The 25873-nt window shown below is 26.8% G+C and carries 27 protein-coding genes; 20 read left to right on the top strand and 7 right to left on the bottom strand.

Features of this window, described 5'->3' with window-relative positions:
- Window positions 1-18 precede the first annotated feature (18 nt).
- From QMD25_05165 to QMD25_05150, 4 genes are read right to left on the bottom strand one after another with little or no spacing between them, the layout of a single operon-like run.
- Window positions 19-786, bottom strand: coding sequence for an ABC transporter permease (locus tag QMD25_05165; protein MDI6861385.1), 768 nt, complete (start codon window positions 784-786; stop codon window positions 19-21).
- Window positions 783-1700 (bottom strand): ABC transporter ATP-binding protein, encoded by a 918-nt coding sequence (locus tag QMD25_05160; protein MDI6861384.1) that lies wholly within the window; start codon window positions 1698-1700, stop codon window positions 783-785. The genes QMD25_05165 and QMD25_05160 overlap by 4 nt, the downstream gene beginning before the upstream one ends.
- 8 nt (window positions 1701-1708) lie before the next feature.
- The gene (locus tag QMD25_05155) at window positions 1709-2452 is read right to left on the bottom strand and encodes a hypothetical protein (protein MDI6861383.1); all 744 of its coding nucleotides are present in this window, start codon (window positions 2450-2452) and stop codon (window positions 1709-1711) included.
- Window positions 2453-2767, bottom strand: coding sequence for a transcriptional regulator (locus QMD25_05150; protein ID MDI6861382.1), 315 nt, complete (start codon window positions 2765-2767; stop codon window positions 2453-2455).
- A gap of 245 nt (window positions 2768-3012) precedes the next feature.
- On the opposite strand from QMD25_05150, the gene aroH reads away from it, so the two are divergent.
- The 19 genes from aroH to QMD25_05055 are packed head-to-tail and all read left to right on the top strand — an operon-like array spanning window position 3013 to window position 22783.
- A complete protein-coding gene (gene aroH, locus QMD25_05145; GenBank protein ID MDI6861381.1) occupies window positions 3013-3372 on the top strand; it encodes a chorismate mutase in 360 nt (119 codons plus the stop codon).
- Entirely contained in the window at window positions 3369-4385 is a 1017-nt protein-coding gene (gene aroF / locus QMD25_05140) for a 3-deoxy-7-phosphoheptulonate synthase (GenBank protein ID MDI6861380.1), read from the top strand. The genes aroH and aroF overlap by 4 nt, the downstream gene beginning before the upstream one ends.
- Window positions 4378-5190, top strand: a complete 813-nt coding sequence (locus tag QMD25_05135; protein ID MDI6861379.1) for a prephenate dehydrogenase — start codon at window positions 4378-4380, stop codon at window positions 5188-5190. Before aroF ends, QMD25_05135 begins: the two co-directional genes overlap by 8 nt.
- Window positions 5184-6470: a 3-phosphoshikimate 1-carboxyvinyltransferase gene (gene aroA / locus QMD25_05130; protein ID MDI6861378.1), complete on the top strand. Its 1287-nt coding sequence runs from the start codon at window positions 5184-5186 to the stop codon at window positions 6468-6470. Before QMD25_05135 ends, aroA begins: the two co-directional genes overlap by 7 nt.
- Complete coding sequence (locus QMD25_05125; GenBank protein ID MDI6861377.1) at window positions 6463-7239, top strand: shikimate dehydrogenase; 777 nt, start codon at window positions 6463-6465, stop codon at window positions 7237-7239. The genes aroA and QMD25_05125 overlap by 8 nt, the downstream gene beginning before the upstream one ends.
- Window positions 7236-8375, top strand: a complete 1140-nt coding sequence (aroC, locus tag QMD25_05120; GenBank protein ID MDI6861376.1) for a chorismate synthase — start codon at window positions 7236-7238, stop codon at window positions 8373-8375. Before QMD25_05125 ends, aroC begins: the two co-directional genes overlap by 4 nt.
- On the top strand, window positions 8363-9895 hold the full coding sequence (locus QMD25_05115; GenBank protein ID MDI6861375.1) for a bifunctional shikimate kinase/3-dehydroquinate synthase: 1533 nt from the start codon (window positions 8363-8365) through the stop codon (window positions 9893-9895). Before aroC ends, QMD25_05115 begins: the two co-directional genes overlap by 13 nt.
- Window positions 9892-10332 carry a type II 3-dehydroquinate dehydratase gene (aroQ, locus tag QMD25_05110; protein MDI6861374.1) on the top strand — a complete coding sequence of 147 codons (441 nt, stop codon included), beginning with the start codon at window positions 9892-9894 and terminating at the stop codon, window positions 10330-10332. Before QMD25_05115 ends, aroQ begins: the two co-directional genes overlap by 4 nt.
- 34 nt (window positions 10333-10366) lie before the next feature.
- Window positions 10367-11041, top strand: a complete 675-nt coding sequence (locus QMD25_05105) for a helix-turn-helix transcriptional regulator (protein MDI6861373.1) — start codon at window positions 10367-10369, stop codon at window positions 11039-11041.
- Complete coding sequence (locus tag QMD25_05100) at window positions 11031-12515, top strand: radical SAM protein (GenBank protein MDI6861372.1); 1485 nt, start codon at window positions 11031-11033, stop codon at window positions 12513-12515. The genes QMD25_05105 and QMD25_05100 overlap by 11 nt, the downstream gene beginning before the upstream one ends.
- A gap of 14 nt (window positions 12516-12529) precedes the next feature.
- Window positions 12530-13408 carry an MBL fold metallo-hydrolase gene (locus QMD25_05095; GenBank protein MDI6861371.1) on the top strand — a complete coding sequence of 293 codons (879 nt, stop codon included), beginning with the start codon at window positions 12530-12532 and terminating at the stop codon, window positions 13406-13408.
- A 34-nt stretch (window positions 13409-13442) separates the two neighbouring features.
- Window positions 13443-14705, top strand: a complete 1263-nt coding sequence (gene thrC, locus QMD25_05090; GenBank protein ID MDI6861370.1) for a threonine synthase — start codon at window positions 13443-13445, stop codon at window positions 14703-14705.
- Window positions 14702-16075 carry an aspartate kinase gene (locus QMD25_05085; GenBank protein ID MDI6861369.1) on the top strand — a complete coding sequence of 458 codons (1374 nt, stop codon included), beginning with the start codon at window positions 14702-14704 and terminating at the stop codon, window positions 16073-16075. The genes thrC and QMD25_05085 overlap by 4 nt, the downstream gene beginning before the upstream one ends.
- Before the next feature lies 1 nt (window position 16076).
- On the top strand, window positions 16077-17111 hold the full coding sequence (asd, locus tag QMD25_05080) for an aspartate-semialdehyde dehydrogenase (GenBank protein MDI6861368.1): 1035 nt from the start codon (window positions 16077-16079) through the stop codon (window positions 17109-17111).
- A gap of 2 nt (window positions 17112-17113) precedes the next feature.
- Window positions 17114-18163: a hypothetical protein gene (locus QMD25_05075; protein MDI6861367.1), complete on the top strand. Its 1050-nt coding sequence runs from the start codon at window positions 17114-17116 to the stop codon at window positions 18161-18163.
- A 52-nt stretch (window positions 18164-18215) separates the two neighbouring features.
- Window positions 18216-20543 (top strand): xanthine dehydrogenase family protein molybdopterin-binding subunit, encoded by a 2328-nt coding sequence (locus tag QMD25_05070; GenBank protein ID MDI6861366.1) that lies wholly within the window; start codon window positions 18216-18218, stop codon window positions 20541-20543.
- Complete coding sequence (locus QMD25_05065; protein MDI6861365.1) at window positions 20540-21370, top strand: FAD binding domain-containing protein; 831 nt, start codon at window positions 20540-20542, stop codon at window positions 21368-21370. The genes QMD25_05070 and QMD25_05065 overlap by 4 nt, the downstream gene beginning before the upstream one ends.
- A 4-nt stretch (window positions 21371-21374) precedes the next feature.
- Window positions 21375-21842, top strand: a complete 468-nt coding sequence (locus QMD25_05060) for a (2Fe-2S)-binding protein (GenBank protein MDI6861364.1) — start codon at window positions 21375-21377, stop codon at window positions 21840-21842.
- Window positions 21839-22783, top strand: coding sequence for a glycerophosphodiester phosphodiesterase family protein (locus QMD25_05055; protein ID MDI6861363.1), 945 nt, complete (start codon window positions 21839-21841; stop codon window positions 22781-22783). The genes QMD25_05060 and QMD25_05055 overlap by 4 nt, the downstream gene beginning before the upstream one ends.
- Here QMD25_05055 and QMD25_05050 read toward each other — a convergent pair.
- Both QMD25_05050 and QMD25_05045 read right to left on the bottom strand, forming a co-directional pair.
- Entirely contained in the window at window positions 22775-23812 is a 1038-nt protein-coding gene (locus tag QMD25_05050) for an NADH:flavin oxidoreductase (protein ID MDI6861362.1), read from the bottom strand. The genes QMD25_05055 and QMD25_05050 overlap by 9 nt on opposite strands.
- Entirely contained in the window at window positions 23809-24210 is a 402-nt protein-coding gene (locus QMD25_05045) for a GIY-YIG nuclease family protein (protein MDI6861361.1), read from the bottom strand. Before QMD25_05045 ends, QMD25_05050 begins: the two co-directional genes overlap by 4 nt.
- A 46-nt stretch (window positions 24211-24256) precedes the next feature.
- Here QMD25_05045 and QMD25_05040 point away from each other — a divergent pair, with 46 nt between their 5' ends.
- Entirely contained in the window at window positions 24257-24949 is a 693-nt protein-coding gene (locus tag QMD25_05040; protein MDI6861360.1) for an ECF transporter S component, read from the top strand.
- Here QMD25_05040 and QMD25_05035 read toward each other — a convergent pair.
- Window positions 24942-25865 (bottom strand): hypothetical protein, encoded by a 924-nt coding sequence (locus QMD25_05035; protein ID MDI6861359.1) that lies wholly within the window; start codon window positions 25863-25865, stop codon window positions 24942-24944. The genes QMD25_05040 and QMD25_05035 overlap by 8 nt on opposite strands.
- Between the last annotated feature and the right edge of the window lie 8 nt (window positions 25866-25873).

Raw genomic sequence — 25873 nt, 5'->3', positions numbered from 1 at the left:
ATGTCACTTATGTAATAATTAATCATAATACCATTTAAAGGTAAGAAGTGAAACAATAAGAGAAACAATCATTATTAATATAATAACTAAAAAATCTAATTTTAGACTTAGATTTATTTTTATCCATGATATATCACTATTGAGCCATGTTCTTTTAAATAGATCAACTATATAAGTTAATGGAAGAAATTTAGATATGAAAAGCATAAATTTTGGAAAATTTTCAAGCGGAATAGTTGATCCAGATAAGAAAAGCATTGGAAAGTAAATTATATATGCAATAGTATTTGCAGTTCTTGGATTTGAAACTAAACTTGCAATTATAAAACCAATTGAGAAAAGTGATAAAGTTGAAAAAATAAAAGAGATAGAAAATAAAAATATATTTCCATAAAACTTCAAATCAAAAACAGATTTTCCAACTAAATACAAAAGAATAAATCCTATCAAGGTTAAAATAAAATTTACAACTATTTGAGAAATGATTACATAAATTGGTTTTAGAGGTGTTGCCATGTATCTCTTTAAAATTTTTTTATCTCTATATTCAACGAGAGTTAATGGTAAACTCATAAGTCCATTAACTGCTAATACTATTCCAAGATAAGATGGAACCATTACATCAATTGAACCAAAACCTCCAAAATAAGGAGTAGGTTTATTACCATAAATTCCGCCCATCATTAAAATTATTGCTACTGGAAAAATTATTGAGAAGAAAACCACAACAAACTCTCTTAAAAGAAGTTTAAAATCAATTTTTATTAACTCCTTAAGTGTTTTCATTGTTTAGCCTCCTCATAAACCCTTCCTGTTAAAGAAAGATAAACATCCTCAAGATTAGGTTTTTTTGTTTTTAAATTTTTAAAATAAATCTTATTTGTATATAAAAAATCAACAACATTTTTTAAGAAATCTTCTCCTTTCCCAAAAAGAGTTATTATGCCATTTTGAGAGATAAAATTTGTTAATCCTTTAATTTGATAGAATTTTTCTTGAGGCATAAATTCTCCCTCAAAAGTAATTATTTCATTAAGATTACTCATTTTTATTATGTTTTCAGGAGCATCAAGAGCAATTATTTTTCCATGGTCTATTATTGCAACTCTATCACATAAATTTTCAGCCTCTTCCATATAATGAGTTGTTAAAAATATTGTTTTCCCTTCTTTTTTCAAATCTAAAATAAATTTCCACATATCTCTTCTTGCCTTTGGATCTAATCCAGTTGTTAATTCATCTAAAAAAATAATTTCTGGATTTGGAAGTAGTGCAAGAATTATCGATAGTTTTTGTTTTTGACCACCTGATAAATCTGAAACAAAACTATTTTTCAATGTTTTTAGTTCAAATCTTTCCAAAAGATATTCATAATTTAATGGTTTTTCATAAAACGAAGAAAATAGTTTTAAAATCTCATAAACTTTTATTTTATCTTGATATCTTGTTTCTTGAAGTTGAACGCTTATCCTCTTATAAAGTATTTCTCTCTTTTCATAAGGATTTAAACCTAAAACTCTAATTTCACCTGATGTTGGTTTTCTTAGACCTTCAATACACTCGATTGTTGTAGTTTTTCCAGCACCATTTGGACCAACCATTCCAAAAACCTCTCCTTTAGAAACGTAAAAACTAACTCCATCAACTGCTTTAATTTCTCCATAATACTTCTTTAAATCTTTAACCTCAATTACAACCATTTTTAACTTTACTCCTTTTTAAAATAAATTAAGCATCCATAAATAGAAGTTAATAAAGTTACAAAAATTGCCATAATTATTCCAAAGTTTATATTTATTAAAGAAAAAATTGGAATTCCAAATATTCCTATTAATCCAATTAAAAATAAACCATTTATAATTATTCCACTAATAAATATTCCAACACTTGTTATATACCCAAAAAGTAAAATAAAAATAAAAGCATAATCAAAATTTAAATTATTTTTTGCAAGATAATTTATTAAAGAGAAAAATAAAAATCCCATACCTGCTGTAATTAATCCCCAAGATATTCCTACTTTTGCTGATATTGATAATTTTAAAGGAATTTCGAGATTTTCTTTTTTAAACTTTTCTTTATAGATATAATTTAATGAAAAACCCAAAATAGTAAGAATAACATATAAAAAGAGAAAAAGAGTAAAATTTTTAGTCAGATAATAAATCAAAACAAGAATTGTACCTATTGATCCCCATATAAAAAAAGAAATTAAAATATTTGATACTTTCATTGTATGAAGAAAAGCACCTAAAAGATAAATATATAGCCAAGATATTCCACCTAAAAATTTTAACTTTAAACCTACAAATGTAAAAATTAAAAACATAATAAAACCCCAAATAGATGTAATCCTTGAAAACTCTTTCCTTTCCTCTTCTCCCTTTATTGATATTAACTTAAAAGCATCAATTGTCTCTAATAATTTTTTGATTTCTTCTTTATTAATCATTTAAACCTCCTTTTCATTAATCAAGTTTTTTAAAAAATTTTCAATTGTTTCTAAATATTTAATAAATCTTTCCTTTCCCTCTTTTGTAAATCTATAATAAGTTTTTGGTTTTCTACCAATGAATAATTTTCTTACCTCTATAACTCCATTTATCTCAAGTGTTCTAAGATGTGATGTTAAATTTCCATCAGTTAAATTTAAAGCCTCTTTTAAATCTGTAAAAGAAAGTTCTTTTTCTTTTAAAAGCAAACCTAAAATCATAAGTCTAGTTTTTTCATGTAGAATTTCATCAAACTCAAAAACTTTGTTTTTCATATTACTTTGTATTACAAAGTATAATATACTTTTAAATTTTGTCAAGAGGTAAGAAAGGTTATATCAATTAGAAAAAATTAATAGAATTCTATAAGTTGAGTTAAAATATTTAAAATTTATGAGAAATTTTAGATATTATTACTATTATTATATTGACTGGTGAAGTTCAGGAGAAGGTTTTCTCCTTCTTCTGAATTTCACCAGAGCCCACGAAAGTGGGCTTTTTTATTTTTAGGAGGTGGTTTGTGAGGATTTTAAGAGGTGCAATAACAGTGGATGAAAATAGTGAAGATTCAATTAAGAATGGAGTAATTAATCTTTTTGAAGAGATAATTAAGGTTAATAACTTAAGAAAAGAGGAGATTTTAGGTGTCATTTTTACGATGACAGATGATCTTACAAAAATTTTTCCATCTAAAATTGTAAGAGAGAAATTTAATTTAAAAGAAACACCATTTCTTGATCTTGAACATAAAAAAATAGATGGAGCACTTGAGAAATGTATCAGAGTGATGATTTTTGTTGATGGAGAAAAAAAGTTAATTCCAGTTTATCTTGGAAAAGCAAAATCTTTAAGGGAGGATCTATTTGGAGGTGCAACATGATTTTAATTTTAAAGAAGGGTGTAAAAGATGAAGAAATTGAGGCACTAATTGAAAAAATTAAAGAAGTTGGATTAATTCCACATATCTCTAAAGGTGAAGAAAAGGTTATAATTGGTTTAATTGGTGATGCAAGAGCAAAAGATAGAAACTATTGGCTTAATTTTCCTCAAGTTGAAGATGCAATTAGAATTTTAAAACCTTTTAAGCTTGCAAGTAGAGAATTTAAAAAAGAAAATACAATAATTAATGTTAATTCAGTAAAAATTGGTGATAAAGGAATTGTTTTTATGGCTGGTCCATGTGCTGTTGAAGGAAGAGAAATGGTTTTTAAAATTGCTGAAATAGTCAAAAATTATGGAGCAAAAATTTTAAGAGGGGGTGTTTTTAAACCAAGAACATCTCCATATAGTTTTAGAGGCTTAGGAAAAGAAGGGATTAAATATTTAAGAGAGGTAAAAGAAACCTTTAATCTTCCCATTATAACAGAAGTTATGTCAGAGAGCCAAATTGAACTTTTAAATGATACAGTTGACATAATTCAGATTGGAGCACGGAATATGCAAAACTTTTCGCTTCTTGAGGAGGTTGGAAAACTGAATAAGCCAATTCTTTTAAAAAGAGGAATGTCTGCAACAATTGAAGAGTTTCTACTTGCAGCAGAATATATACTTTCAAATGGGAATCATAATGTAATTTTATGCGAAAGAGGAATAAGAACATTTGAAACTTATACAAGAAATACACTTGATATATCTGCAATTCCAGTTTTAAAATCAATAACACATCTTCCAATTGTGGTTGATCCATCCCATGCAACTGGTGATAGAAATCTTGTAATTCCAGTATCTCTTGCATCAATTGCAGCAGGTGCAGATGGAATTTTAGTTGAGGTACATATTGAACCTGAAAAAGCACTTTCAGATGGTTATCAATCTCTATATCCAGAACAATTTAAAGAATTAGTTGAAAAAAGTAAACTTGTAAGTAATTCAATTGGAAGATATGTTGAATAGCATTTTTATTATAGGTTTGGGTTTAATTGGTGGTTCAATTGGATTAAAACTTAACGGAAAGTGGAAAAGATTTGGTTTTGATATTAATGAAGAGACTAATACAAAAGCAATTAAATATGGTGTAGTTGATGAAATAGTTGAATTAGATGATGGTTTTAAAAAAGATATCATTCTAATTTCGATTCCTGTTCAAGACATACCAAATTTTATAAAAGATAATAGAGAAAAGTTTAATAAAAATTCAATAGTTATTGATACTGGAAGCACTAAAAGATCTATTTTAGATGAGATGAAAAAGTTAAATTCATTTTACATTGGAGGTCATCCTATTGCAGGAAAAGAGAAAGGAGGAATAGATAATGTTGATAAAGATCTTTTTAAAAATAGAATTTTTATTCTTACTGAAGAAAATAATTTGAACGAAGAGAAAATGGATTTAGTAAAGAAATTTATATTTGATATTGAAAGTATCCCACTTTTCTTAGACTCTAAAAAACATGATTATATTTTTGGTCTTGTAAGTCACTTACCTTATGTTTTATCAATAATTTTATTTGATTATATATTTAAAAAGGGTGGATTTGAGATTTTTAAATATGCCGGACCAGGACTGAAAGATACAACAAGAATTGCAAGTGGAGATCCATATATGTCTTTTGGTTTTGTTAAAACAAATTGTGATAATTTGAAACTTTTTTTAAGAGAGATAATTGAAGAATTTATTACTATTTCTGATAAATTAGATAAAGAAGATTTTTTTGAAAAGATTAAGAATGTAAAAGAGGTGAGAGATAAAATATGGTAGAGATAAAGCCAATAAAAAGAGTAAAAGGTGAAATTAAAATAAGTGGTGATAAATCAATAACACATAGAGCATATATTTTTTCTTCAATATCAAAAGGAGAGAGTTTTATCAAAAATCCAAATAAAGGAGAAGATACACAAAGAACATTAGAAATAATGAGAAAAGTAGGAGCTGAAATTTTTATTGAGGAGAAGGGGGTTAGGATTAAAGGAATTGGATTTAATGGAATAAAAGAACCTGAAGATATACTTTTTGCTGGAAACTCTGGAACAACAATTAGACTTCTTGCAGGACTTTTTTCATCAATTGAAAATAAACTTTTTATCATAACTGGTGATGAATCTTTAAGAAATAGACCAATGAGAAGAGTTATAGAGCCAATTTCAAAAATGGGTGGGTTAATTTTAGGAAGAGAAAGTGGAAATTATCCCCCTCTTGCAATTTTTGGAAAGAGGCTTTCTGGAATAGAGTATGAATTAAAAAAACCATCTGCTCAAGTAAAAAGTGCTATTATACTTGCAACTTTAAATGCCAGAGAAAAATCAATAATAATTGAAAAAATAAAAACAAGAGATCATACTGAAATTATGCTTAAAGAGTTTGGGGGAAAGATAGAAGTATGTGAAGATAAAATTATTGTTTATCCTATAGAAAATTTAATAGGAAGAGAAATTTTTGTTCCAGGAGATTTTTCATCTGCATCTTATTTTATTCTTTTATCACTTCTTTTACCTGATAGTGAAATTTTAATAAAAGATATTTCTTTAAATCCAACTAGAGTTTACCTTCTTAATAAATTAATTGAAAATGGAGGAGATATTAAAATCTTAAATGAAAAAATTTTAAATGGAGAAAAGTTTGGAGATTTACTTGTAAAAACAAGTTTAATAAAAAAAATTGAGATTAAAAGAGAGGAAGCACCACTTTTAATTGATGAACTACCTTTAATTGGTGCAATTGGTGCATTTTTAGATGAGGGTGTTGAAGTACATGGAGCAGAGGAGTTAAGAGTTAAAGAGAGTGATAGAATAAAAGTTTTAGTTGATAATTTAAAAAATCTTGGAGTAAAAGCAGAAGAACTTCCTGATGGGTTTAGAGTTGAAAAGAGTAAGTTTATTAAAAAGGGAGTTATAAAAACTGCAAATGATCATAGAATTGTTTTATCTTTTAGTGTTTTTGGACTTTTGTCAAAAGAGGGCGTTATTTTAGAAGAAATTGAGTCTATTAAAATATCATTTCCAGACTTTTTTAATCTATTAAAAGAGGTTTCGTATGTATAAACTTTATCTTTTAGGTTATCCTTTGTCTCACTCATATTCTCCAAAAATTTATTCAAGATTATTTAAAATTTTAAAAAAAGATGCGACATATACTCTTTATGAAACTCAAAAAGAAGATCTTAAAGAGAGAATAGAAGAATTAATGAAAGAAAAAAGCATTTTGGGTTTTAACTTAACACAACCATTGAAAGAAGAGATTTTAAAATTCAATTTAAAACTCGATGAAATTTCAGAAAAAATAGGATCTGTAAATTGTGTGAAAATTCAAGATTACAAATTATTTGGATTTAATACCGATTATTACGGTTTTTTAAAAAGTTTATATCCATATAAAAATGAATTAATTGATACTTTTTCTCTTGTTTTAGGAGCAGGTGGCGCATCAAAGGCAGTAATTCTTGCTCTTAAAGAGTTAAAAGTAAAGAAAAGTTTTGTTTGGAATAGGACATTCGAGAAAATAAAAAAGTTAAAAGAGATATTTAAAGATTTTATAATTCCAATAGAATTAAATGAACTAAAAAATGTTAAAGAGAAAATAAAATTAATCGTAAATGCAACAACTGTTGGTTTAAAAGAGAATGATAAATCTCTAATTGAAGAGAGATTAATTCATAAGAATATGATTGTGTATGATCTTATATATAATCCATCTGAAACTCAATTGTTAAAATTGGCTAAAAAAAATGGGGCAAAAACAAAAAATGGTTTTACAATGCTTTATTTTCAGTGTTTACATAATATTAAAATTTGGTTTGGAGGTGAAATTTGATTAGATTAACAACAGCGGGAGAATCTCATGGTGAATATATAGTTGGAATTCTTGAAGGAATTCCTTCTCACTTAAAAATAAACATTGATTTTATAAATAAAAAACTATATTTAAGAAAAAAAGGATATGGAAGAAGCGAAAGAATGAAATTTGAAGAAGATAAATTTGAAATATTTAGCGGAATTGATGAAAATTTTGTTACAACAGGGGCTCCAATTGGTTTTAGAGTATTAAACATTGATTTTTTAATTAATAAAACAAAAAGATATTCAACATCTCCGAGACCAGGACATGTTGATTATTCAGGAAGCGTAAAATTTGATTTTGAAAACTTTTATCTTTCTTCTGAAAGAAGAAGTGGAAGATTGACAGTTCTTGATACAATTGCAGGTGCAATATGCGAAACTTTGTTGAATGAATTAGGTATAAAAGTTTATTTTTCTGTCATTTCAATTGGTAAGATAAAGATAGAAGAAAATATTATTGATAAAATTGAAAATCTTTTTGAAGAGATACTTTCATCAGATCTTTTTATTCCAATTAAAGAAATTGAAGAAAAAATGAAAAAAGAGATTGATAAAGCAAAATCAAGAGGAGATACACTTGGAGGAAGTAGTGTGATTGTTGTAAAAAATATCCCACCAGGAATTGGAGATTATAATAATTACTTAGAAAATTTAGATGGGTTATTGTCTCAAGCGGTAATTTCTGTTCCATCTGTAAAAGCAGTTGAGATAGGAGATGGTGTTTTGAGTTCTATTCTTTTTGGAAGTGAATTTCATGATGAATTTTTTATTTCAGATAATAAAATAAAAAGAAAGACAAATAGATGTGGAGGAATTGAGGGTGGAGTTTCAAATGGTGAGGATATTGTTATTAAAATTTATTCAAAACCAATTCCAACGCTTATGAAAGGATTAAAGACAGTTGATTTTGAAAATTTTGTTGAAATTGAATCAAAATATGTAAGATCAGATATTTTAGCCATTCCAGCAGTAACATTAGTTGCAGCAAGTAGAATTTCAATCGTTTTAGCAAATGAAATAAAGAAAAAATTTGGTGGAGATACAATTTTTGATTTAAAGAATAGTTTCAATAACTATCTTAATTCAAGGAGGAGATTTTGGCAAAAATAACAATATCTGGTTTTATGGGCTCAGGTAAAACATTAATTGGCAATCTTCTTTCTGAGAAATTGAATATTCCTTTTTATGACCTTGATAATGAAATTGAAAAAAGAGAAAAAAGAGATATAAAAGAGATTTTTAAAGAAAGCGGAGAGTCCTATTTTAGAAAAATAGAAAAAGAGGTTCTTTTTGAACTTTTGAATCTTGAAGAAGATTTTGTTTTATCTCTTGGGGGAGGAACAATAACAAATGAAGAATCAATTGATTTAATAATTAAAAGGTCAATTCCAATTTTACTTTATGGTGATATTAAAATTTTTTATAAAAGAGTTAAGGATAGTGACAAAAGACCATTAGTAAATGATTTTCAATCTTTTTTAAAATTATATAGAAAAAGAGAAAAATTTTATAAGAAAATCCCAATAAAAATAAAGAGTGATAAAGATAAAAATGAAATAGTAAATGAAATAGTTAATTTATTAAAAAGGATTCAATATGAAGAACCACAAAAAATAATTTATGAATTAGGGATTACATTAAATTTTAAAAAAGATATTTTCTTTTCAATAATTGATAATAAAGTTTTTGAAATTTTTAAAGATAGATTTAAAATTATAAATTTATACATAATTAAAAATGGGGAAAAATCTAAAAATTTATATGAATATTTTAAAATTTTAGATTTTTTATCCTCAATTAAATTTGAAAAGAGTGATTTACTATATGGAATAGGTGGTGGAGTAGTGGGTGATATATCTGGATTTGTTTCTTCCACATATATGAGAGGAGTTCAATTTTATCTTATACCAACAACTCTTCTCTCTCAAGTTGATAGTTCAATTGGTGGAAAGAATGGATTAAATTTAAAAAGAGGCAAAAATCTTGTAGGTACAATTTATCTACCTAAAGAAACTATTATTGATCCTTCATTTCTATTTACTTTAAATAAAAATGAAATTTTGTCAGGTTTAGGTGAAGTTTTTAAATATGGAATTTTAAGAGAAAATGGTATTTTTGATTTTCTTGAAGAAAAAGAGAAAATAGATTTTTATGAGATTATACAATTAATAAAACTCTCTATTGAGGAAAAAATAAATTTTATAAAAGAAGATTTGTTTGATAACAAAAATAAAAGAGTGTTTTTAAATTTAGGTCATACATTGGGGCATGCTTTAGAAAATATAACCAACTATGGAAAAATATCACACGGAGAAGCTGTTGCATTTGGAATTTTATTTTCTTCATATCTCTCTTTAAGATTAAAATTAATGGAAGAAAAAACATTTGAAAGAATTTTTAATGTTTATAAAAAAATTGGTTTTAATTATGAGAAATTTCTTGATTTAAATTTGTTAAAAAAAGAAAAATTAGAACACACTCTTCTTCTTGATAAAAAATCGAGAGAAAATAGATTAAATTTAGTTTTGCCAGTAAATATTGGTGATGTGAGAATTTTTAATTGTTTTAATGTTGATGAATATATAAAAAAATTATTTGAATTTGTTAATTTTTTAAAGGAGGAAAAATGAAAAAAATTCTTGTGATTAATGGCCCTAATTTAAATTTGTTAGGAAAAAGAGAAAAAGGGATTTATGGTGAGATGACACTTGAATTTATAAATAGGAAAATGGAAGAAGAGGCAAAAAAATTTAATTTTTCATTAACTTTTTTTCAATCAAACTCAGAAGGAGAGATAATTGATAAAATTCAAGAAGGTGAAAATTTTGATGGGATAATAATTAATCCAGGGGGTTATTCTCATACAAGCATAGCAATTCTTGATGCAATAAAAAGCATTAATACCCCTGTTATTGAAGTTCATTTATCAAACATTTTTTCAAGAGAAGATTTTAGACAAAAATTATTAACAGCAAAAGGAGCAAAAGGAGTTATCTCAGGTTTAGGCTATATTGTTTACTTAGCAGCACTATATTCTTTAAATTTAATTTTAAATGAAGGGGATTGACAAAAATAAAAAAAACTAATAAAATAGATTTAACATGGAAAATTTTGATATCAAACTAACTGAAAGACAAAAAGATTTAATTAACTTTTTAAGTGAATATTTTAAAGAAAATAAAAGAATTACACCTTGTATTCTTGCAAAAAAATTAGATATAAATTTTATAACTGCATATGAACATTTAAGAAATTTAAAGGAAAAAGGAATATTAAAAATTGAATTTGAAAAAGTAGGTAAAGGAAGACCAAAATATTTTTACACTTTAACACTTCAAGGTAGAGTTTTTCTCTATGGATCGAGAAAAATAGATGAATATAAAAAATTTTTAAATGAGTTTGAAAAAGCAAAAAGTGAAGGCAAGGTAAATGAGTTTATTAAGGAAAAATTAAAAATTTTAACATCAAAAACAATAAAACCACTGCTTTATGTTGTATTAGGTTTTTTATTAATTTCAACTCTATTTTCAAATACTAAAGAGTTTGAAACATTAAAAGAATTTCTTATTTTATCTTCAACTTCAAAAATAGTTTTTTTAGGTTTTATTACTTATCTATTTTTCTTACTCACTAAATTTTTCGATGATTTTAAAGGCTTTGAATCTTATTGGGAAGATATTAAATTTAATTTTATAAATTTAAAAGATGAAGAGAGAGAGGAGATAGTAAATTTATTAATTAGTTATTTAAATGGAGGTGATAAAAATGGGTATTAAACAAGCCATAGCAGGTTTTCTTGTTAAAAAGACTCTTTTATATGCTAAAAAGGATCCAGATAAAAATCTTGACAAGATTTTAGATTTTATGAAAGCCATAACTCCGATTAAAATGTATAAAGATCAAATAGAAGCTGCAAAAAAGAATATACATAAAGATAACTACTGGAAATTAATCACTGGTGTTATTAAAAGAGTTGATGAAAATATGCTTACACGACTTGGTTATAACTTCTTTGTTAATACTCTTCTTATTGGTGTTCAAAAAAATAATGAAGCAGAGAAAAAATTTGGTGTTCCAGGTCTTTTTACAATTCTTATAAGTCCAACAATGAGATGCAATTTAAGATGCATTGGTTGTTATGCTGGTGAATACACTAAAAAGGATGATCTTCCTCTTGAAATTGTTGACAAAATAATCACAGAGGGTAAACAACTTGGCACATATCTTTACACTATTCTTGGTGGAGAACCATTTATAAGAGAAGATATGTTTGAAATTTACAAGAAACATTCAGATTGCGCATTTCAGGTATTTACAAATGGAACTCTTCTTGATGAAGAAATGGTTAAAAAGATAAAAGAGGTTGGAAATGTAATGCCAGTTTTAAGTATCGAAGGTTTTGAAGAAGAAACAGATTTTAGAAGAGGAAAAGGTGTTTTTAAAAAATTAATGAATGCAATGGATCTCCTAAGAGAAAATGGAATTTTGTTTGGTTATTCCACAACTTATACAAAACTTAATGCAGATACTGTAACAAGCGAAGAGTTTCTTGATATGTTAATAGAAAAAGGTGCATTCTGGGGTTGGTATTTCCTTTATATGCCAGTTGGAAGAGAACCATCTCAAGAACTTATGGCAACTCCTGAACAGAGAAAAAAACTTGGCGATTTTATTAGATGGGCAAGAGAAAATAAACCAATTTGGCCAATGGATTTCTGGAATGACGCACCATTTGTAACTGGATGTATTGCGGGTGGAAGAAGATATATTCATATTAATCACAAAGGAGAAGTAGAACCTTGTATTTTCTTACATTTTTCAGGTGGAAACATCAAAGAAAAAAGTTTGATTGAAATTTTAAAATCACCACTGTTTACTTATATTAGAAAGTTTCAACCATTCAATAAAAATTTACTTATGCCATGTGAGATAATAGATGAACCAAAAGTTTTTAGATATATTTATAGAAAAACAAAACCCAAAGCAACTGATCTTGATGCAGACTTAATTGCAACAGATGAAAAACTTATGAGTGATCTTGATAATTATTCAAAAGAAGTTGCAAAAGTTATGAATGAAGTATGGCAAAAGGAGCCCATCTTTGAAAAGTTTAAAGAGGCAGCAAAAAAGGCAATAGAAGCAAAAAAGGAGAGATTAAATAAAGAGGCTCTTGAAAAAAGAAAAAGATATGAAGAAATTTTAAAAAGAAAAAAAGAGAGAGAAGAAAAGTTAATAAAAGAAGCAAAATAAACTGAGGAATAAATTTGGAATTAGTAAGGATTAAAGAAGGGATTTATTTTATTAAAGATACAACAAACCTGCCTCTTTTTGAGGCAGGTTCTTCTTTTTATTTGGTTGATTCTCCAATTGATAAAGATAAAAGTAGAAAAGTTAAGAAAATTTTAGAAGATAAAAAAATAAATGTGGAAAATTTAATATTAACTCATCACCATGCAGATCATACTGGTGGAGCAAAGTACATAAAAGAAACTCTAAATTTAAAAATCTATTCATCTCCTTTGGAAAAAACATTTATTGAAAATCCTAATTTAGAACCAATATATCTATCTTTAGGTGGAAATCCTCCCAAAGATTTTTTAAACAAATGGGTAATGTCAGAAAAAGTTTTAATTGATGAAAATGTTTTTTCTATAGATAATGAAGATTTAAAAATAATTGATCTTTCAGGCCATTCTATTGGAATGATTGGAATTTTATTCAATAAGGTTTTATTTTCTTCTGATTCTTTTTTTTCTACACAGATTCTTCAAAAATACATTATTCCATATTTCCACTCTTATTATAAATTTTTAGAAAAAATGGAAATTATTAAAAACTTTGATTTTGACTTTATTCTTCCATCACATGGAGAAGTTTATAAGAAAAATGAGGGAATAAAAATAATAGATGAAAATATAGAAGTTTTAAGAAAAATTAAAGATGATATCTTAAAAATAATTAAAAATTATGAAAATATCGAAAATATAATTTATATATTAAATTTAAATATAGATTCTTACATTGTAGCAACTTTAATTAAAAGTTCAATTCTTTCGTTATTAAATGAATTAAAAGATAGGGGTGAGGTTCAAATAAAAATTAAAAATGGTGTTGTATTTTATAAAAAATTTAATAAAATATAATTTAATTTTTAAAAACAAATTTAAAAAGATCACTATGAAAAGAGTTCTAAGATGTTTTATATGTAAAAAGGAATATGATTTATTTGATTTAAGAATTAAATGTGATTGTGGTGGACCTCTTGAAATATTTATAAAAGAGGAAGAAAATTTATCGTCTCTCAAAGATATTTGGGAAAAAAGATTAAGTAGCAAGAAAAAAATTGATCAGAGCGGGGTTTGGAGATATAGAGAATTGGTTTTTGATTTAGAAGAAAAAGAAATTATCACATATCCAGAAGGGAAAACAAATTTATATGAAATAAATAACTTTTATGGCTTAAATAAAATTTATATAAAACATGAAGGAGAAAATCCCACTGGTTCATTTAAAGATAGAGGAATGACAGTCGGAGTTTCTATTGGTAAAAAATTGGGCTTTAACACCTTCATTTGTGCCTCTACTGGTAATACCTCAAGTTCTCTCGCTGCATATTCATCGCTTTCTAAAAGTAAATGTATTGTTCTTATACCAAAAGGAAAAGTTGCACTTGGAAAACTATCTCAAGTTTTATCCTTTGGTGCAAATATTTTTGAAATAGAAGGTGATTTTGATGATGCAATGAGAATTGTGAAAGATATCTCTTCAAAATATAAAATTTATTTACTAAATTCTTTGAATCCTATAAGATTAGAAGGACAAAAAACAATTATTATAGATTCATTCTTCTTTTTAAATTGGGAAATACCAGATTGGATTATTGTTCCAGGAGGAAATTTAGGAAATAGTTCAAGTTTTGGAAAGGTCCTTTTTGAACTCTTTAAATTTAAAATAATTGATAAAATACCCAAAATTGCTGTTATACAAGCACTAAAAGCAAGTCCATTTTATAACTATTTTAAGAGTGGCTTTAAAGAATTTATTCCTCAAAGAGCAGAAACAGTTGCAACCGCTATAAGAATTGGTAATCCAGTAAATATAGAGAAGGCAAGATTTGCAATTGAATTTACAAAAGGAGTTGTAGAAGTTGTGTCAGATGAAGAAATTTTAAAAGCCAAAATTGAATTAGACTCTTTAGGTTTTGGATGTGAACCATCATCTGCTGCAACAGTTGCGGGTTTAAAAAAACTAATTCAAAATGGGATTATTAAAAAAGGAGAAATACCTCTTTTAATTTTAACTGGAAATATGTTAAAAGATCCAAATATTGTTATTGAAATGAGTGAGAGATTTGAAGAGATAAAAGAAAGAATTGTTACTGTTAAAAATGAGAAAAAAGAGATAGAGAGAAAAATATTAAATGTTTTGGAAGTGGTATGAAAGTTTTAAAGTTTGGTGGAACATCTGTTGGTGATAGTGAAATTATAAAAAAGGTGAAAGAGATAGTTGAGGGAGTTAAGGATGATAAGGCCATTGTTGTTTCAGCAATGAGCGGCATAACTGATGCACTAATAAGAGCAACAAATTTTGCAAAAGATGGTTCTCAAGAGTATCTCTTAGAGTTTGAAAGGATAAAAACAAAACACAGAAATATTATGAACGAGTTATTTGGTGAAAATTTAAAAGAAGTTGAAGAACTACTTGAGGAACTACACTCAATATTAAACAGTATAAAAATTTTAGGAGAAGTAACTCCAAGGGCTTTTGATACTATACTTTCTTTTGGTGAAAGAATGAATGTAAGAGTTGTTTCTGAATATTTCAAAAGAAATAAATTGAAATCTATTCCAGTTGATTCAAATCTCTTTTTAATTACAGATGATAATTTTGGAAATGCAAATCCAATTTATGAAGAATCACAACCTCTTGTTGATAAAATAATTGTTCCTCTAATTATTGATGGAATAGTACCAGTTATTACTGGTTTTATTGGAAAAACAAAGAGTGGTTTTATAACTACTCTTGGTAGAGGTGGTTCTGATTTTTCAGCAACAATTTTGGGAAGACTTTTAAATGCAGATGAAGTAAGAATTTATACTGATGTAGACGGTGTCTTAACTTCAGATCCTAAATATGTTAAAAATGCTAAAACAATAAAATATCTATCTTATATTGAAGCAGCAGAACTTTCTTATTATGGTGCCAAGGTTTTACATCCACGTTCTTTACTTCCAGTAATTGATAGAAAAATTCCTGTAAGAATTCTGAATACATTTAATCCAAAGAGTGAAGGAACTTTAATATGTGATTTAATTGATGATGAAAAGTTTATTAAAGCAATAACTTTTATTCAAGATATTTCTCTTATTAGTGTTAATGGAAAGGGAATGCTTGGAGTTCCTGGAATTTCTTTTAGAGTTTTCAAAAATGCTTTTGAATTAAAAACAAATGTTTTAATGATATCCCAATCTTCTTCTGAACAAAATATCTGTTTTGTTGTAAAAAGAAACGAGAGTGAAAAATTGGTTGAAAGATTATATTCTGAGTTTAAAGAAGAATTAAAAAGAAAAGAAATTGATAGTATAGTTGTTGATAACGATGTTTCAATAATATCAATAATTGGTGCAAAAATGAAAGGAAGATATGGTATTGCAGGGAAAATTTTTTCGATTCTTGGTAATAACAAAATTAATATAATAGCGATAGCACAAGGTTCATCAGAATATAATATCTCATTCATTGTAAAAGATAGCGATGTTATTAATGCTGTTAATATATTACATGATGAGTTAAAATTAGGTGATGAGTAACATGGTTGAGGTAGCTATTTTAGGCGCAACAGGAATTGTAGGGCAAAGATTTATTTCAATTTTGCAAAATCATCCATTTTTTAAAATAAAGGAGTTGTGTGCAAGTGAAAATAAAAAAGGGAGAAGATTTTTAGATTCAGTTGATTGGCTTATTGAGGAAGAGTTAAATGATGAGATAAAAGAGATAAAATTAAAATCAATTAATGATAAATTGGAAAGTAAAATTATCTTTTCTGCATTACCAAAAGAGATCTCTTTTGAAATAGAAGATGAACTTTCAAAAAAGGGTTATTATGTATTTAGTAACTCAAGTTCACATAGATACGATAAATTTGTTCCTATACTTATTCCTGAAGTAAATTTAGAACATATTGAATCAATTAAATTTCAAAAAAGAGCCGGTTTTATAGTAACAAATCCAAATTGTACAACAACAGGTATCGCAATTCCTCTTAAACCAATAAAAGAAAAATTGGGAATTAAAAGAGTTTTATCTGTATCAATGCAAGCAATTTCTGGCGCAGGAGTCTCAGGGCTTCCATCAATGAAAATTATTAATAATATAATACCGTATATTGAAAATGAAGAAGAAAAGATTGAAATTGAATTAAGAAAAATATTAGGTAAGTTTACAAAAGATGGTTTTCTATCAGCAAATTTTGATGTTGAGGCAAGGTGTAATAGAGTTCCAATAAGAGATGGTCATATGATAATAAATTTTGTAGAAACAGATAAAGAAGTGGATGTAGAAAAGATAAAAGAAATTTTAGAAGATTTTAAAGGTGAACCCCAAAAGTTAAATTTACCAACTTCTCCAAAAAAAGTGTTAAGAATATTTGATGAACAAACTAGACCTCAACCTATTCTTGATTCGAATATTGATAAAGGTATGTCAATTTCCATTGGTAGGATTAAAAAGAGTTCTTTTTTCACATTTACTTTTACATCCTTAGTTCACAATACAATAAGAGGTGCAGCTGGTGGAAGTGTGTTAAATGCTGAAATTTTATATAAATTAAATTATATTAAGGTATAGTAATGTATAAAAGAGATGTTTTAAATAATATATTTGAAGATTATATTATTTATAGAGAGTTAAATATTGTTAAAAAAAATTTGCCTAATTTTTTAAAAATAAAAGACACTCTTTCACTGAATTTTCTTCCAAGAAAAAAAGATAAAGAATATGTAAAGGTTTTATCATATTTAATTGAATTAATTGGAGAATTTAAAAGGGTGATTTATATAGGTGATACATTTTTAAATGATAAATCAGTTGTTGAAAACTTGACTGCTCTAAATAAATATGAAGTTTTTGGAATAATAACAGAGGGAAAGGGTGAAAGGGTGAGACATAATAATATAATAATTAATAATAGATGGGAAAATCTTAAGGATATTTTTGATGAGTTAGAAATAAAAGTGGATAAATATACAATTTTTATTGTAGATATTGATAAAACTATAATTGGTGCAAAAGGAAGAAATGATTTATCTATTACAAAAGCAAGATTTGATGCTATAAAGGAAATAGCAAATGAAATTATAGGTAATTATGATGAAAAAAAGTTTTTTGAAATTTACCAAAAGTTAAATGAAAAAAAATATCATTCATTTACAGAAGACAATCAAGATATAGTGACTCTTTTAACAATTCTTTTTTATTTAGATTTATACCCATTTAGTAAATTTCTTGATGAATTTGAAAAAGGAATACATATTGATAAATTGACTTTTTTAAAAACTATCTTAAAAAAAACTAGAAAAAGCTCTAAATTTATTGAATTACTCAAAAATTGCATTTTAAGAATCGAAAATTATGATCAGACACCCTTTATTGAATTTAGATATAAAGAATTTGAAAAAACAATAAAAAGAATGGATTTTTTAAATGATGAAACACCTCAAGATATTTTGTTGGAAGAAGAGATAATGATAACAAGAGAAGTTTATGAAATAATATGTAAAGCAAAAGATAGAGATGCGAAGGTATTAGGACTTTCAGATAAACCAGAAGCATCATCTTTTCCACAAAAGGGCGTGTCATTACCACCAATACATCTAAAATCAATGAAAATTTTTCCCTAAATTTTGAATTAAAACAATTATAATTTTATAATAAAATTATGAGGGTGGTTTTATGAGTGAATTTAATTATATTGGAGAGGAAATTAGTAGAATAGATGGATTTTTAAAAGTGTCTGGAAAAGCAATTTATACAAATGATTTAAATTTTCCTGATCTTTTACATGCAAGATTATTAACAAGTCCACTTTCACATGCAAAAATAAAATCAATAAACATTGAAGAGGCTAAAAAGATTGAAGGAGTTAGGGCAATAGTTTTAGGGAAAGATTATCCAATTCTTTTTGGAATTTATCTTGGTGATAAACCACCTCTTGCAATAGATAAAGTAAGATATTTTGGAGAACCAGTTGCAGCAGTTGTTGCTGATAATGAAGAGATCGCAGAGAGAGCAGTTAAACTTATAAAAGTTGAATATGAACCGCTTCCTTTTGTTGGAAATCCACTTGATGCCTTAAAAGAAAATGCACCAATTATTCATGAGGAAATGGAAAAATATTCACATATTCCAAGTATTCATCCAGAACCGGGAACCAATGTCGCAAATAGAACAAAAATTAGGAAAGGAGATATTGAAAAAGGATTTAAAGAGGCTGATGTAATTATAGAAGAGGAGTTTTGTCTTCCACCAGGTGATCATGTAGCGCTTGAACCAAGAGCAGTAATTGCAGAAATTTTACCTGATGGTATGGTAGTTATTTATTCTTCTACACAAGCACCTTTTGTTGTAAGAAATCTATTGAGTAAATTTTTTGGTATTCCACATGAAAAAATAAAAATAATTGCCCCTAAAGTTGGTGGAGGATTTGGTGGAAAAGCAGGAATACAACTTGAAGGTTTAGCATTAATTCTTTCAAAAAGCGTGAATGGAAGAAAAGTTAAACTTGTTAATAAAAGAGAAGAAGATTTAATTTCATCACCGGGCAGAATTGGTATGTATGGAAAAGTAAAAATTGGTGCAAGAAAAGATGGAGTGATAACTGCAATGGATATTTTATATGTTTTTGATTCAGGTGCTTATGCAGATTATGCAGTAAACATATCAAGAGGTGCGGCTATATCTTGTACAGGACCATATAATGTTCCCAATGTTAAATGCGATTCATTATGTGTTTATACAAATCATCCTTTTGCAACTGCTTATAGAGGTTTCGGACATATTGAACTTGGTTTTGCAATTGAAAGAGCAATTGATATTCTAAGTAAAAAATTGAATATAGATCCTGTTGAATTAAGATACATAAATGCAATCAAAAAAGGAGATACAACCCCAACACAACAACTAATGGATGATTCAACTGGAGATTTAAGAAAATGTATTACAAGGGCTAAAGAACTCATTAAATGGGATGAAGGTGATTATATAAAGATAGATGAAAATAAAGTTAGAGCAAAAGGTTTCGCATGTTTTTGGAAACCACCTATGATTCCTCCAAATACAGATGCAGGCGCAATAATAACTTTTAATGAGAATGGATCAATAAATGTGAATGTTGGTGTTGTTGAGATAGGTTCAGGAACTCAAACTGGAATTGCTCAAATTGTTGCATCAAAATTTAAAATTGACATTTCAAAAGTAAATGTGGTTTCTGAAGTTATAACAGATAGATCTCCACATGATTGGACAACTGCTGCAAGTAGATCATTGGTTATGGCTGGAAGAGCAGTGTTAGAGGCATGTGATGATGCGATAAATCAAATAAAAGAAATAGCAGCACAAGTACTAAGATGCCCTAAGGAAGACTTAGAATTAAAAGATGGTAAAGTTTATGTCTTAGGAGATCAAAATAAATTTTTAGAACTCAAAGATATTGTTTTAGGATATGTTTATCCAAATGGTAATGCAATAGGTGGACCAATTATTGGTAGAGGAAAATATATATCAAGATTTTTGACTGATATTGACAAAGAAACAGGCAAGGGTGAACCCTCTCTTGAATATACTATGGGTGCAGAAGCGGTTGAGGTAGAAGTTGACTTAAGAGATGGAAACTATAAAATACTTAAGGCAGTTTGTGTAATAGATGCAGGTCATGTAATAAACAGAAAACTTGTTAAAAATCAATTTATTGGCGGGATTGAGATGGCGATAGGTTTTTCAACAACAGAGGGATTTATTTTCGATTCAAGAGGAAGAGTTTTAAATTATACTTTAAGAGATTTCAAGATTCCAAGATTTGGAGAACACCCAGAATATATTATTGATTTTGTTGAAACTCCACAACTTGATGGTCCATATGGTGCAAGAGGTATTGGGGAAGAAGCAATTTTAGGTATTCCAGGTGCTCTTTCAAATGCAATATCAAGAGCAATTGGTAAAGAAATTAATAGATTACCTATAACTTTTGAAAGAGTTTTTAATAAAATAAGGGAGGAGAAATGATATCAAAAGATTTTGTTTATGTAAAACCAGAAAATTTAAAAGAAGCATATGAAATTTATAAAGATTATGAAAAAAAGGGACTGACCCCTTTTTATTACAGTGGGGGAACTGAAATAGTGACTTTTTCAAGAAAAGGCCTTATTTCACCAGATATTTTAATTGATTTAAAGAACATAAAGGAATGTAAAGATTTATATTTTGATAATGACAATTTAATAATTGGTTCAACAGTCTCTCTAAATATGTTAGTTGATTCTAACTATTCAAAAATTATTTCAAAATCAATAAGATTTATTGCTGATAGAACTACAAGAAACAAAATAACAGTTGGTGGCAATGTTGTAGGGCAACTGCCATTTAGAGAAGTTGTTCTTCCACTACTTTTGCTTGATTCAAAAGTGAGAATTTATACTTCTGAAGGTTTTAAAGAATTTAATATAAATGAAATTTTTGACAAAAATTTAAAAATAACAAAAGGAGATATAGTAGTACAATTTATTCTAAAAAAAGAATTTCTAAATTTAGATTTTTATTATGATAGAAAAGTTTTCTTTTCAAGAGTTGATTATCCCATTGTTTCAACTCTTTTTGTTAAAAATACAAGTATAAAAATGGCAATTACTGGCGCATTTAACTTTCCTTTAAGAGATAAAGAGAGCGAGGATATTTTAAATCAAAAAGATTTGAATTTGAGTGAAATAGTTAAAAAAATAGTTGAGAGACTTTCACCACTTTTTAAATCAGATTTTAGAGCATCAAAAGAGTATAGAATAGAGTTGTTTAAAATTATTTTAAATGACGCATTAAGATATTTTGGAAGGAGTTAAAGTTATGAAAATATACGAAGGTTACATTGAAAAAATATTAAATATTAATGGCGAAAAAAGAAAAGTATTGATTAAACCAAATGAAACTCTTTTAAGAGTTATAAGAGAAAAGATTGGTTTAACAGGTACCAAAATAGGTTGTGAAAATGGAGATTGTGGTGCATGCACTATTTTAATTAATGATATACCCCAAAAATCTTGCATGACTCTTGCTATTGAAATTAATGAAGATGATAAAATAACTACAATTGAAGGAATAGATGATGAAAACATAAAAAAGGCATTTATTGAAGAAGATGCTTTTCAATGCGGTTTTTGTACATCAGGCTTTATTGTAAATGTTTATGCTCTTTTAAAAAAGAATAGTAATCCAGATGATGAAATGATTAGAGAATATCTTGAGAGTAATTTATGTAGATGCACAGGTTATGCTGGAATTGAAAATGCTCTTAAAAAATTAATTAAGAAATGATAATTATAGGACATAGAGGATGTTTTTATGAAACAGAAAATACAATAAAAAGTTTCTTAAAAGCATTTGAGATAGGAGCAGATGGAATAGAAGTTGATGTTCAAAAGACCCTTGATGATAAAATTGTCCTTTCTCATGATTCAAACTTAAGAAGAGTCTTTGAAGTTGATTTTGATATAAGAAAAAACAATTACAACTCCCTTAAGAATTTAAATTTAAAAGAAAATATTCCTTCTCTAGAAGAAGTTTTAGAGTTTGTTAGAGATAAAAATAAATTTATTGATGTTGAAATAAAAAATCCAGATGATTTTAAATTTACTTTAGATATAATCAAGAAATTTGATTATAAAGAGGTTATTGTTTCTTCTTTTTACCATAACAAAATTTTTGAATTTAAAAAAATTTATCCAGAAATTAATTTTGCATATTTGTTTGTACATGTTCCCAAAAATATAGATGAATATTTGAAAGATGTTCAATTTATAAAGCCTAACATAAATTATATAGTTGATTACTATAAAAATTTTTCGTTAAGGATTATTCCTTGGGTTGTAAATGAATATGAAGAGATAGAACTAATTAAAAACTTAAATCCATTTGGAGTTATAACAGATTTTCCAGATAGATTTTTAATTAAAAGTTCAAAAAATACAAATCTCTCTTATCTATTGAAAACAATCTTAAAGGAAGAAAGTAAAATAAATGAAGATTATTTAGAGTTAAAATTAGTTAATTCATTTATTGATTTACACATTGAAAAAATTGAAACGGATGGTTCTTTAATTAAAATTGAAAAAGAATATCCATTCAAATGGAATTTGGGAGAAAAAATAACTATAAAAGTTAAAAACTATTCAAAAAAAAGTAAAATTAAAATCAAAATAAAGGAATTTGGTATTATTGAATTTGGATTAGATGAATTAATTAAACTTTTAACCTAACTCTTTTCTCGCTTCTTCAATCCAATCTTTATTAGATAAAAGCGCTCTTCCAATTCCAACAGTATCACAATATTCGTTTTCAATTAAAAAATTTGCAAATTGAGGTGTTTTTATTCCTCCAGTCAAATTAATTGGAATGCTTACTATTTCTTTTAATCTTTTACTATAATCTTTAAAATATCCATCAAATTGAGATATTTCTTTTGGTCGACTACCAGAGTATCCTCCTGTAACATCAATCATATTTACTTTATAGGACACCTCTTTTCCAATTAATAGACCCTCTTCTAACGAAAGACCGTCATCAAAAAATTTATATTGAGGAGGATTATCAGATAAAGGTAATCTTACAGAAATTAAAGAACCCTGAGTTTTTAATTTTACTTCCTCAATTATTTCAAAGAGAATCCTTGCTCTATTTAAAAAAGTGCCTCCATATTCATCTTTTCTTTTGTTAATCATTGGTGAGAGAAATTGATTAATTAAAAATCCATGTCCTGCATGAATTTCAATCATATCATATCCTGATTCCTTTGCTCTTCTTGCTGCTTCTCCAAATGACAAAACGATTTCTCTAATTTTTTCTTTTGGTAAATCTTCTTCATTTATTGATTTTAAGGGTTTTCTAGTATCTTCTTCATCTTCAAGAATAAAATCTCTTTCATCTTTATTTTTTAGCATATTTTTAAGTTCTGGAATTTCAAATAAATTTGCACCTGCATGATTAATTTCAATAGCAATTTTTACTCCATTTTTATGAACCTCATTTACTAATTTTTTATGACCTTCAATAAAGATATCATCAGATAATAAAAGTTGATTTGGCATAACTCTTGATTCTTTTGAAGGAAAAGCATTTTCAGTGATAATTAAACCCATTCCAAGTTTTGACATATTTGTATAGTATTTTAAAACTATGTCATTTACAAATCCACCTTTTTCTGGATTTTTTACTGCAAGTGGTGGCATAACGATTCTATTTTTAAGAACCATATCCCCTATTTGAATCTCTTCAAATAATTTACTCATAAAAACCTCCTCTTTTTAAAGGATTTTAACAAATTTTTTATTTTTTTAAAACTTTCTGAGTAATAAAGATGAGATTTACAAGAGCAATCTGAAGAACCAAATTTACTAATATATGAAAAGTTATTTAAATAGAATTTATTAGACAGATAACATTCTGAGATATTGCTAAATAAAAAGATATTTTTTATTTCAAAATTTTCATTTGTTGTTAGATAATCTATATGCCATCTAATTTTTTTATAATTTCTTATATGTCTTAAAATTCTTTTCTTTATATTTCTTTTACCGCTTCCTATGTAAATATAATATCCTTTTTTAAAATAAACATTTTTTAAAACCCCAACTTTTATTGATAAATCTTTTTTTAGTATTAAAATTAAAATGTATGTTTTAAGCATTATTAATTTATATTTTACACTTTTAGGGGAGTTATAGGAGGAGAGCATGAATCAAAAGACAAGAGAAATTACTTTAATTGGAATTTTAGGTGCTATAACTATTCTTTTGGGTTTTACCACATGGGGCTATATTCCTCTTCCAACACCTGCAGGTGCTGCAACAATAATGCATATCCCAGTTATAATTACTGGTATTGTATTAGGCGCAAAATATGGTGCACTTGTTGGAGTTATTTTTGGAATTTCTGTTATTTATGCATTTGGTTCAATGTTCCCTATTTGGGTTTTATTCCCAGCAAGGCCTCTAATTGGAGTTTTTGCAGCATTAGTATTTTATTCATTATATAAAGTTTTAAAACAAGAGAAAAAAATTAATCTAATAATAACACATATGGCAGCATCAATTATTCTATTTCTAATTCTATTTTATGTGATTCAGAAATATATAAAATTTTATTATATTTCTCTTATAATTATCTTTATTATTTCACTTTTATTCTATTTATATATTTCTAAGGGTAAGCCCTTGGTTGTTTCATTAACCCTTGCATCCTTTGTTGGTAGTATGACAAATACAGTTATAACACTTGGTTTGGGTGTTATATTTAAAGTAATAAATATTCAACAAGCAATTAGTGTTGGAATTATTCATGGAATTCCAGAAGCAATTCTGGCTATTGTTGTGTGCGTTCCAATTTCTATTTACCTTTTTAAATTTCTAAAAAAGGATATTACTTAAAATCAAACCACCCACCTGCGATAGGAACTTCAATAATTTTTCCATCTTCAACCTTTTTATCAAAAATTTGAATAAATAGTGATAAAGAGTTCAATGTTTCTATTGATGCAATATTCACTTTTTTGACTTCTCTATTAAATTGTGAATCAAAAATAAATGGCACATTAGGATTAAAAAGAATCATATATTGAATATATAAATCCCACATTAATCTATCAAGTTCTTCCGATGCGAAGACAACCTTTTCTTTAAGTATCTCCTTCGCCTCATCTCTTGTTATTAAATAATTATGCGAAGGTAATCCCCCAGACAAAAGTTCTATGATTTTTTCTTTTTCTTCGTTAGTATAATTACTATGAGTTAGTAATCTATTCATAATATGTTTTATTAATGACCAAGATCTGTTTACAGTTCCAATAACAAGAGGATGAAGGTTTTCTAATAAACTTTTTAATATTTCTTCTTTCTTTTCTACTCCAACTGTATCAACAAATTTAAAAAAAGAAATAAGATCTTGAACTGCAACAAAAGTTATTTCTCCTTTTGGATCTTTAGGATTTAAAGGAGATCTTGTTTGTGGATCAACAGGTGTTAGTTCAGCCATTTTTCCCATAACAATTTCATCTGCTCCTATCGCTATTAAAGTTCCTGCAGAGTGTGCTCTATATGGAATTAAAACAGAAAAGTGATTTGAAAATTCCCTCATAATTGAAACAATTTTAGGGGGTATCTCAAGTATTCCACCAAATGTATGTAAAAAAAGATCCAGTTTTTCAACCTTACCTATAATTCTCAAATGATTAAAAAGAACCTCAACTGCATCTTGAGCAATATTTGATTTTGGACCAAGAAAATAAACGAGTACTTTTGAATTTCTAATTCTTTCTATATCTTTTATTAAAGATTTCCTATCCATAAAATTTC

The organism is Caldisericia bacterium (assembly GCA_030018355.1).
Classification (GTDB): domain Bacteria; phylum Caldisericota; class Caldisericia; order B22-G15; family B22-G15; genus JAAYUH01.
The sequence above is the reverse complement of the archived record's forward strand: the minus strand, read 5'-3'. Positions and strand labels throughout refer to the sequence as shown.

What these genes read in the sequence shown, in the direction of transcription:
- QMD25_05060 (MDI6861364.1), top strand. Translation starts at nt 21,375, where the DNA reads ATGAAAATATACGAAGGTTACATTGAAAAAATATTAAATATTAATGGC.
- QMD25_05105 (MDI6861373.1), top strand. Translation starts at nt 10,367, where the DNA reads ATGGAAAATTTTGATATCAAACTAACTGAAAGACAAAAAGATTTAATT.
- QMD25_05085 (MDI6861369.1), top strand. Translation starts at nt 14,702, where the DNA reads ATGAAAGTTTTAAAGTTTGGTGGAACATCTGTTGGTGATAGTGAAATT.
- QMD25_05040 (MDI6861360.1), top strand. Translation starts at nt 24,257, where the DNA reads ATGAATCAAAAGACAAGAGAAATTACTTTAATTGGAATTTTAGGTGCT.
- asd (MDI6861368.1), top strand. Translation starts at nt 16,077, where the DNA reads ATGGTTGAGGTAGCTATTTTAGGCGCAACAGGAATTGTAGGGCAAAGA.
- QMD25_05055 (MDI6861363.1), top strand. Translation starts at nt 21,839, where the DNA reads ATGATAATTATAGGACATAGAGGATGTTTTTATGAAACAGAAAATACA.
- aroA (MDI6861378.1), top strand. Translation starts at nt 5,184, where the DNA reads ATGGTAGAGATAAAGCCAATAAAAAGAGTAAAAGGTGAAATTAAAATA.
- QMD25_05165 (MDI6861385.1), bottom strand. Translation starts at nt 786, where the DNA reads ATGAAAACACTTAAGGAGTTAATAAAAATTGATTTTAAACTTCTTTTA.
- QMD25_05150 (MDI6861382.1), bottom strand. Translation starts at nt 2,767, where the DNA reads ATGAAAAACAAAGTTTTTGAGTTTGATGAAATTCTACATGAAAAAACT.
- thrC (MDI6861370.1), top strand. Translation starts at nt 13,443, where the DNA reads ATGAAAAGAGTTCTAAGATGTTTTATATGTAAAAAGGAATATGATTTA.
- QMD25_05035 (MDI6861359.1), bottom strand. Translation starts at nt 25,865, where the DNA reads ATGGATAGGAAATCTTTAATAAAAGATATAGAAAGAATTAGAAATTCA.
- QMD25_05045 (MDI6861361.1), bottom strand. Translation starts at nt 24,210, where the DNA reads ATGCTTAAAACATACATTTTAATTTTAATACTAAAAAAAGATTTATCA.
- QMD25_05100 (MDI6861372.1), top strand. Translation starts at nt 11,031, where the DNA reads ATGGGTATTAAACAAGCCATAGCAGGTTTTCTTGTTAAAAAGACTCTT.
- QMD25_05075 (MDI6861367.1), top strand. Translation starts at nt 17,114, where the DNA reads ATGTATAAAAGAGATGTTTTAAATAATATATTTGAAGATTATATTATT.
- QMD25_05160 (MDI6861384.1), bottom strand. Translation starts at nt 1,700, where the DNA reads ATGGTTGTAATTGAGGTTAAAGATTTAAAGAAGTATTATGGAGAAATT.
- aroF (MDI6861380.1), top strand. Translation starts at nt 3,369, where the DNA reads ATGATTTTAATTTTAAAGAAGGGTGTAAAAGATGAAGAAATTGAGGCA.
- QMD25_05070 (MDI6861366.1), top strand. Translation starts at nt 18,216, where the DNA reads ATGAGTGAATTTAATTATATTGGAGAGGAAATTAGTAGAATAGATGGA.
- QMD25_05050 (MDI6861362.1), bottom strand. Translation starts at nt 23,812, where the DNA reads ATGAGTAAATTATTTGAAGAGATTCAAATAGGGGATATGGTTCTTAAA.
- QMD25_05065 (MDI6861365.1), top strand. Translation starts at nt 20,540, where the DNA reads ATGATATCAAAAGATTTTGTTTATGTAAAACCAGAAAATTTAAAAGAA.
- QMD25_05125 (MDI6861377.1), top strand. Translation starts at nt 6,463, where the DNA reads ATGTATAAACTTTATCTTTTAGGTTATCCTTTGTCTCACTCATATTCT.
- QMD25_05155 (MDI6861383.1), bottom strand. Translation starts at nt 2,452, where the DNA reads ATGATTAATAAAGAAGAAATCAAAAAATTATTAGAGACAATTGATGCT.
- aroQ (MDI6861374.1), top strand. Translation starts at nt 9,892, where the DNA reads ATGAAAAAAATTCTTGTGATTAATGGCCCTAATTTAAATTTGTTAGGA.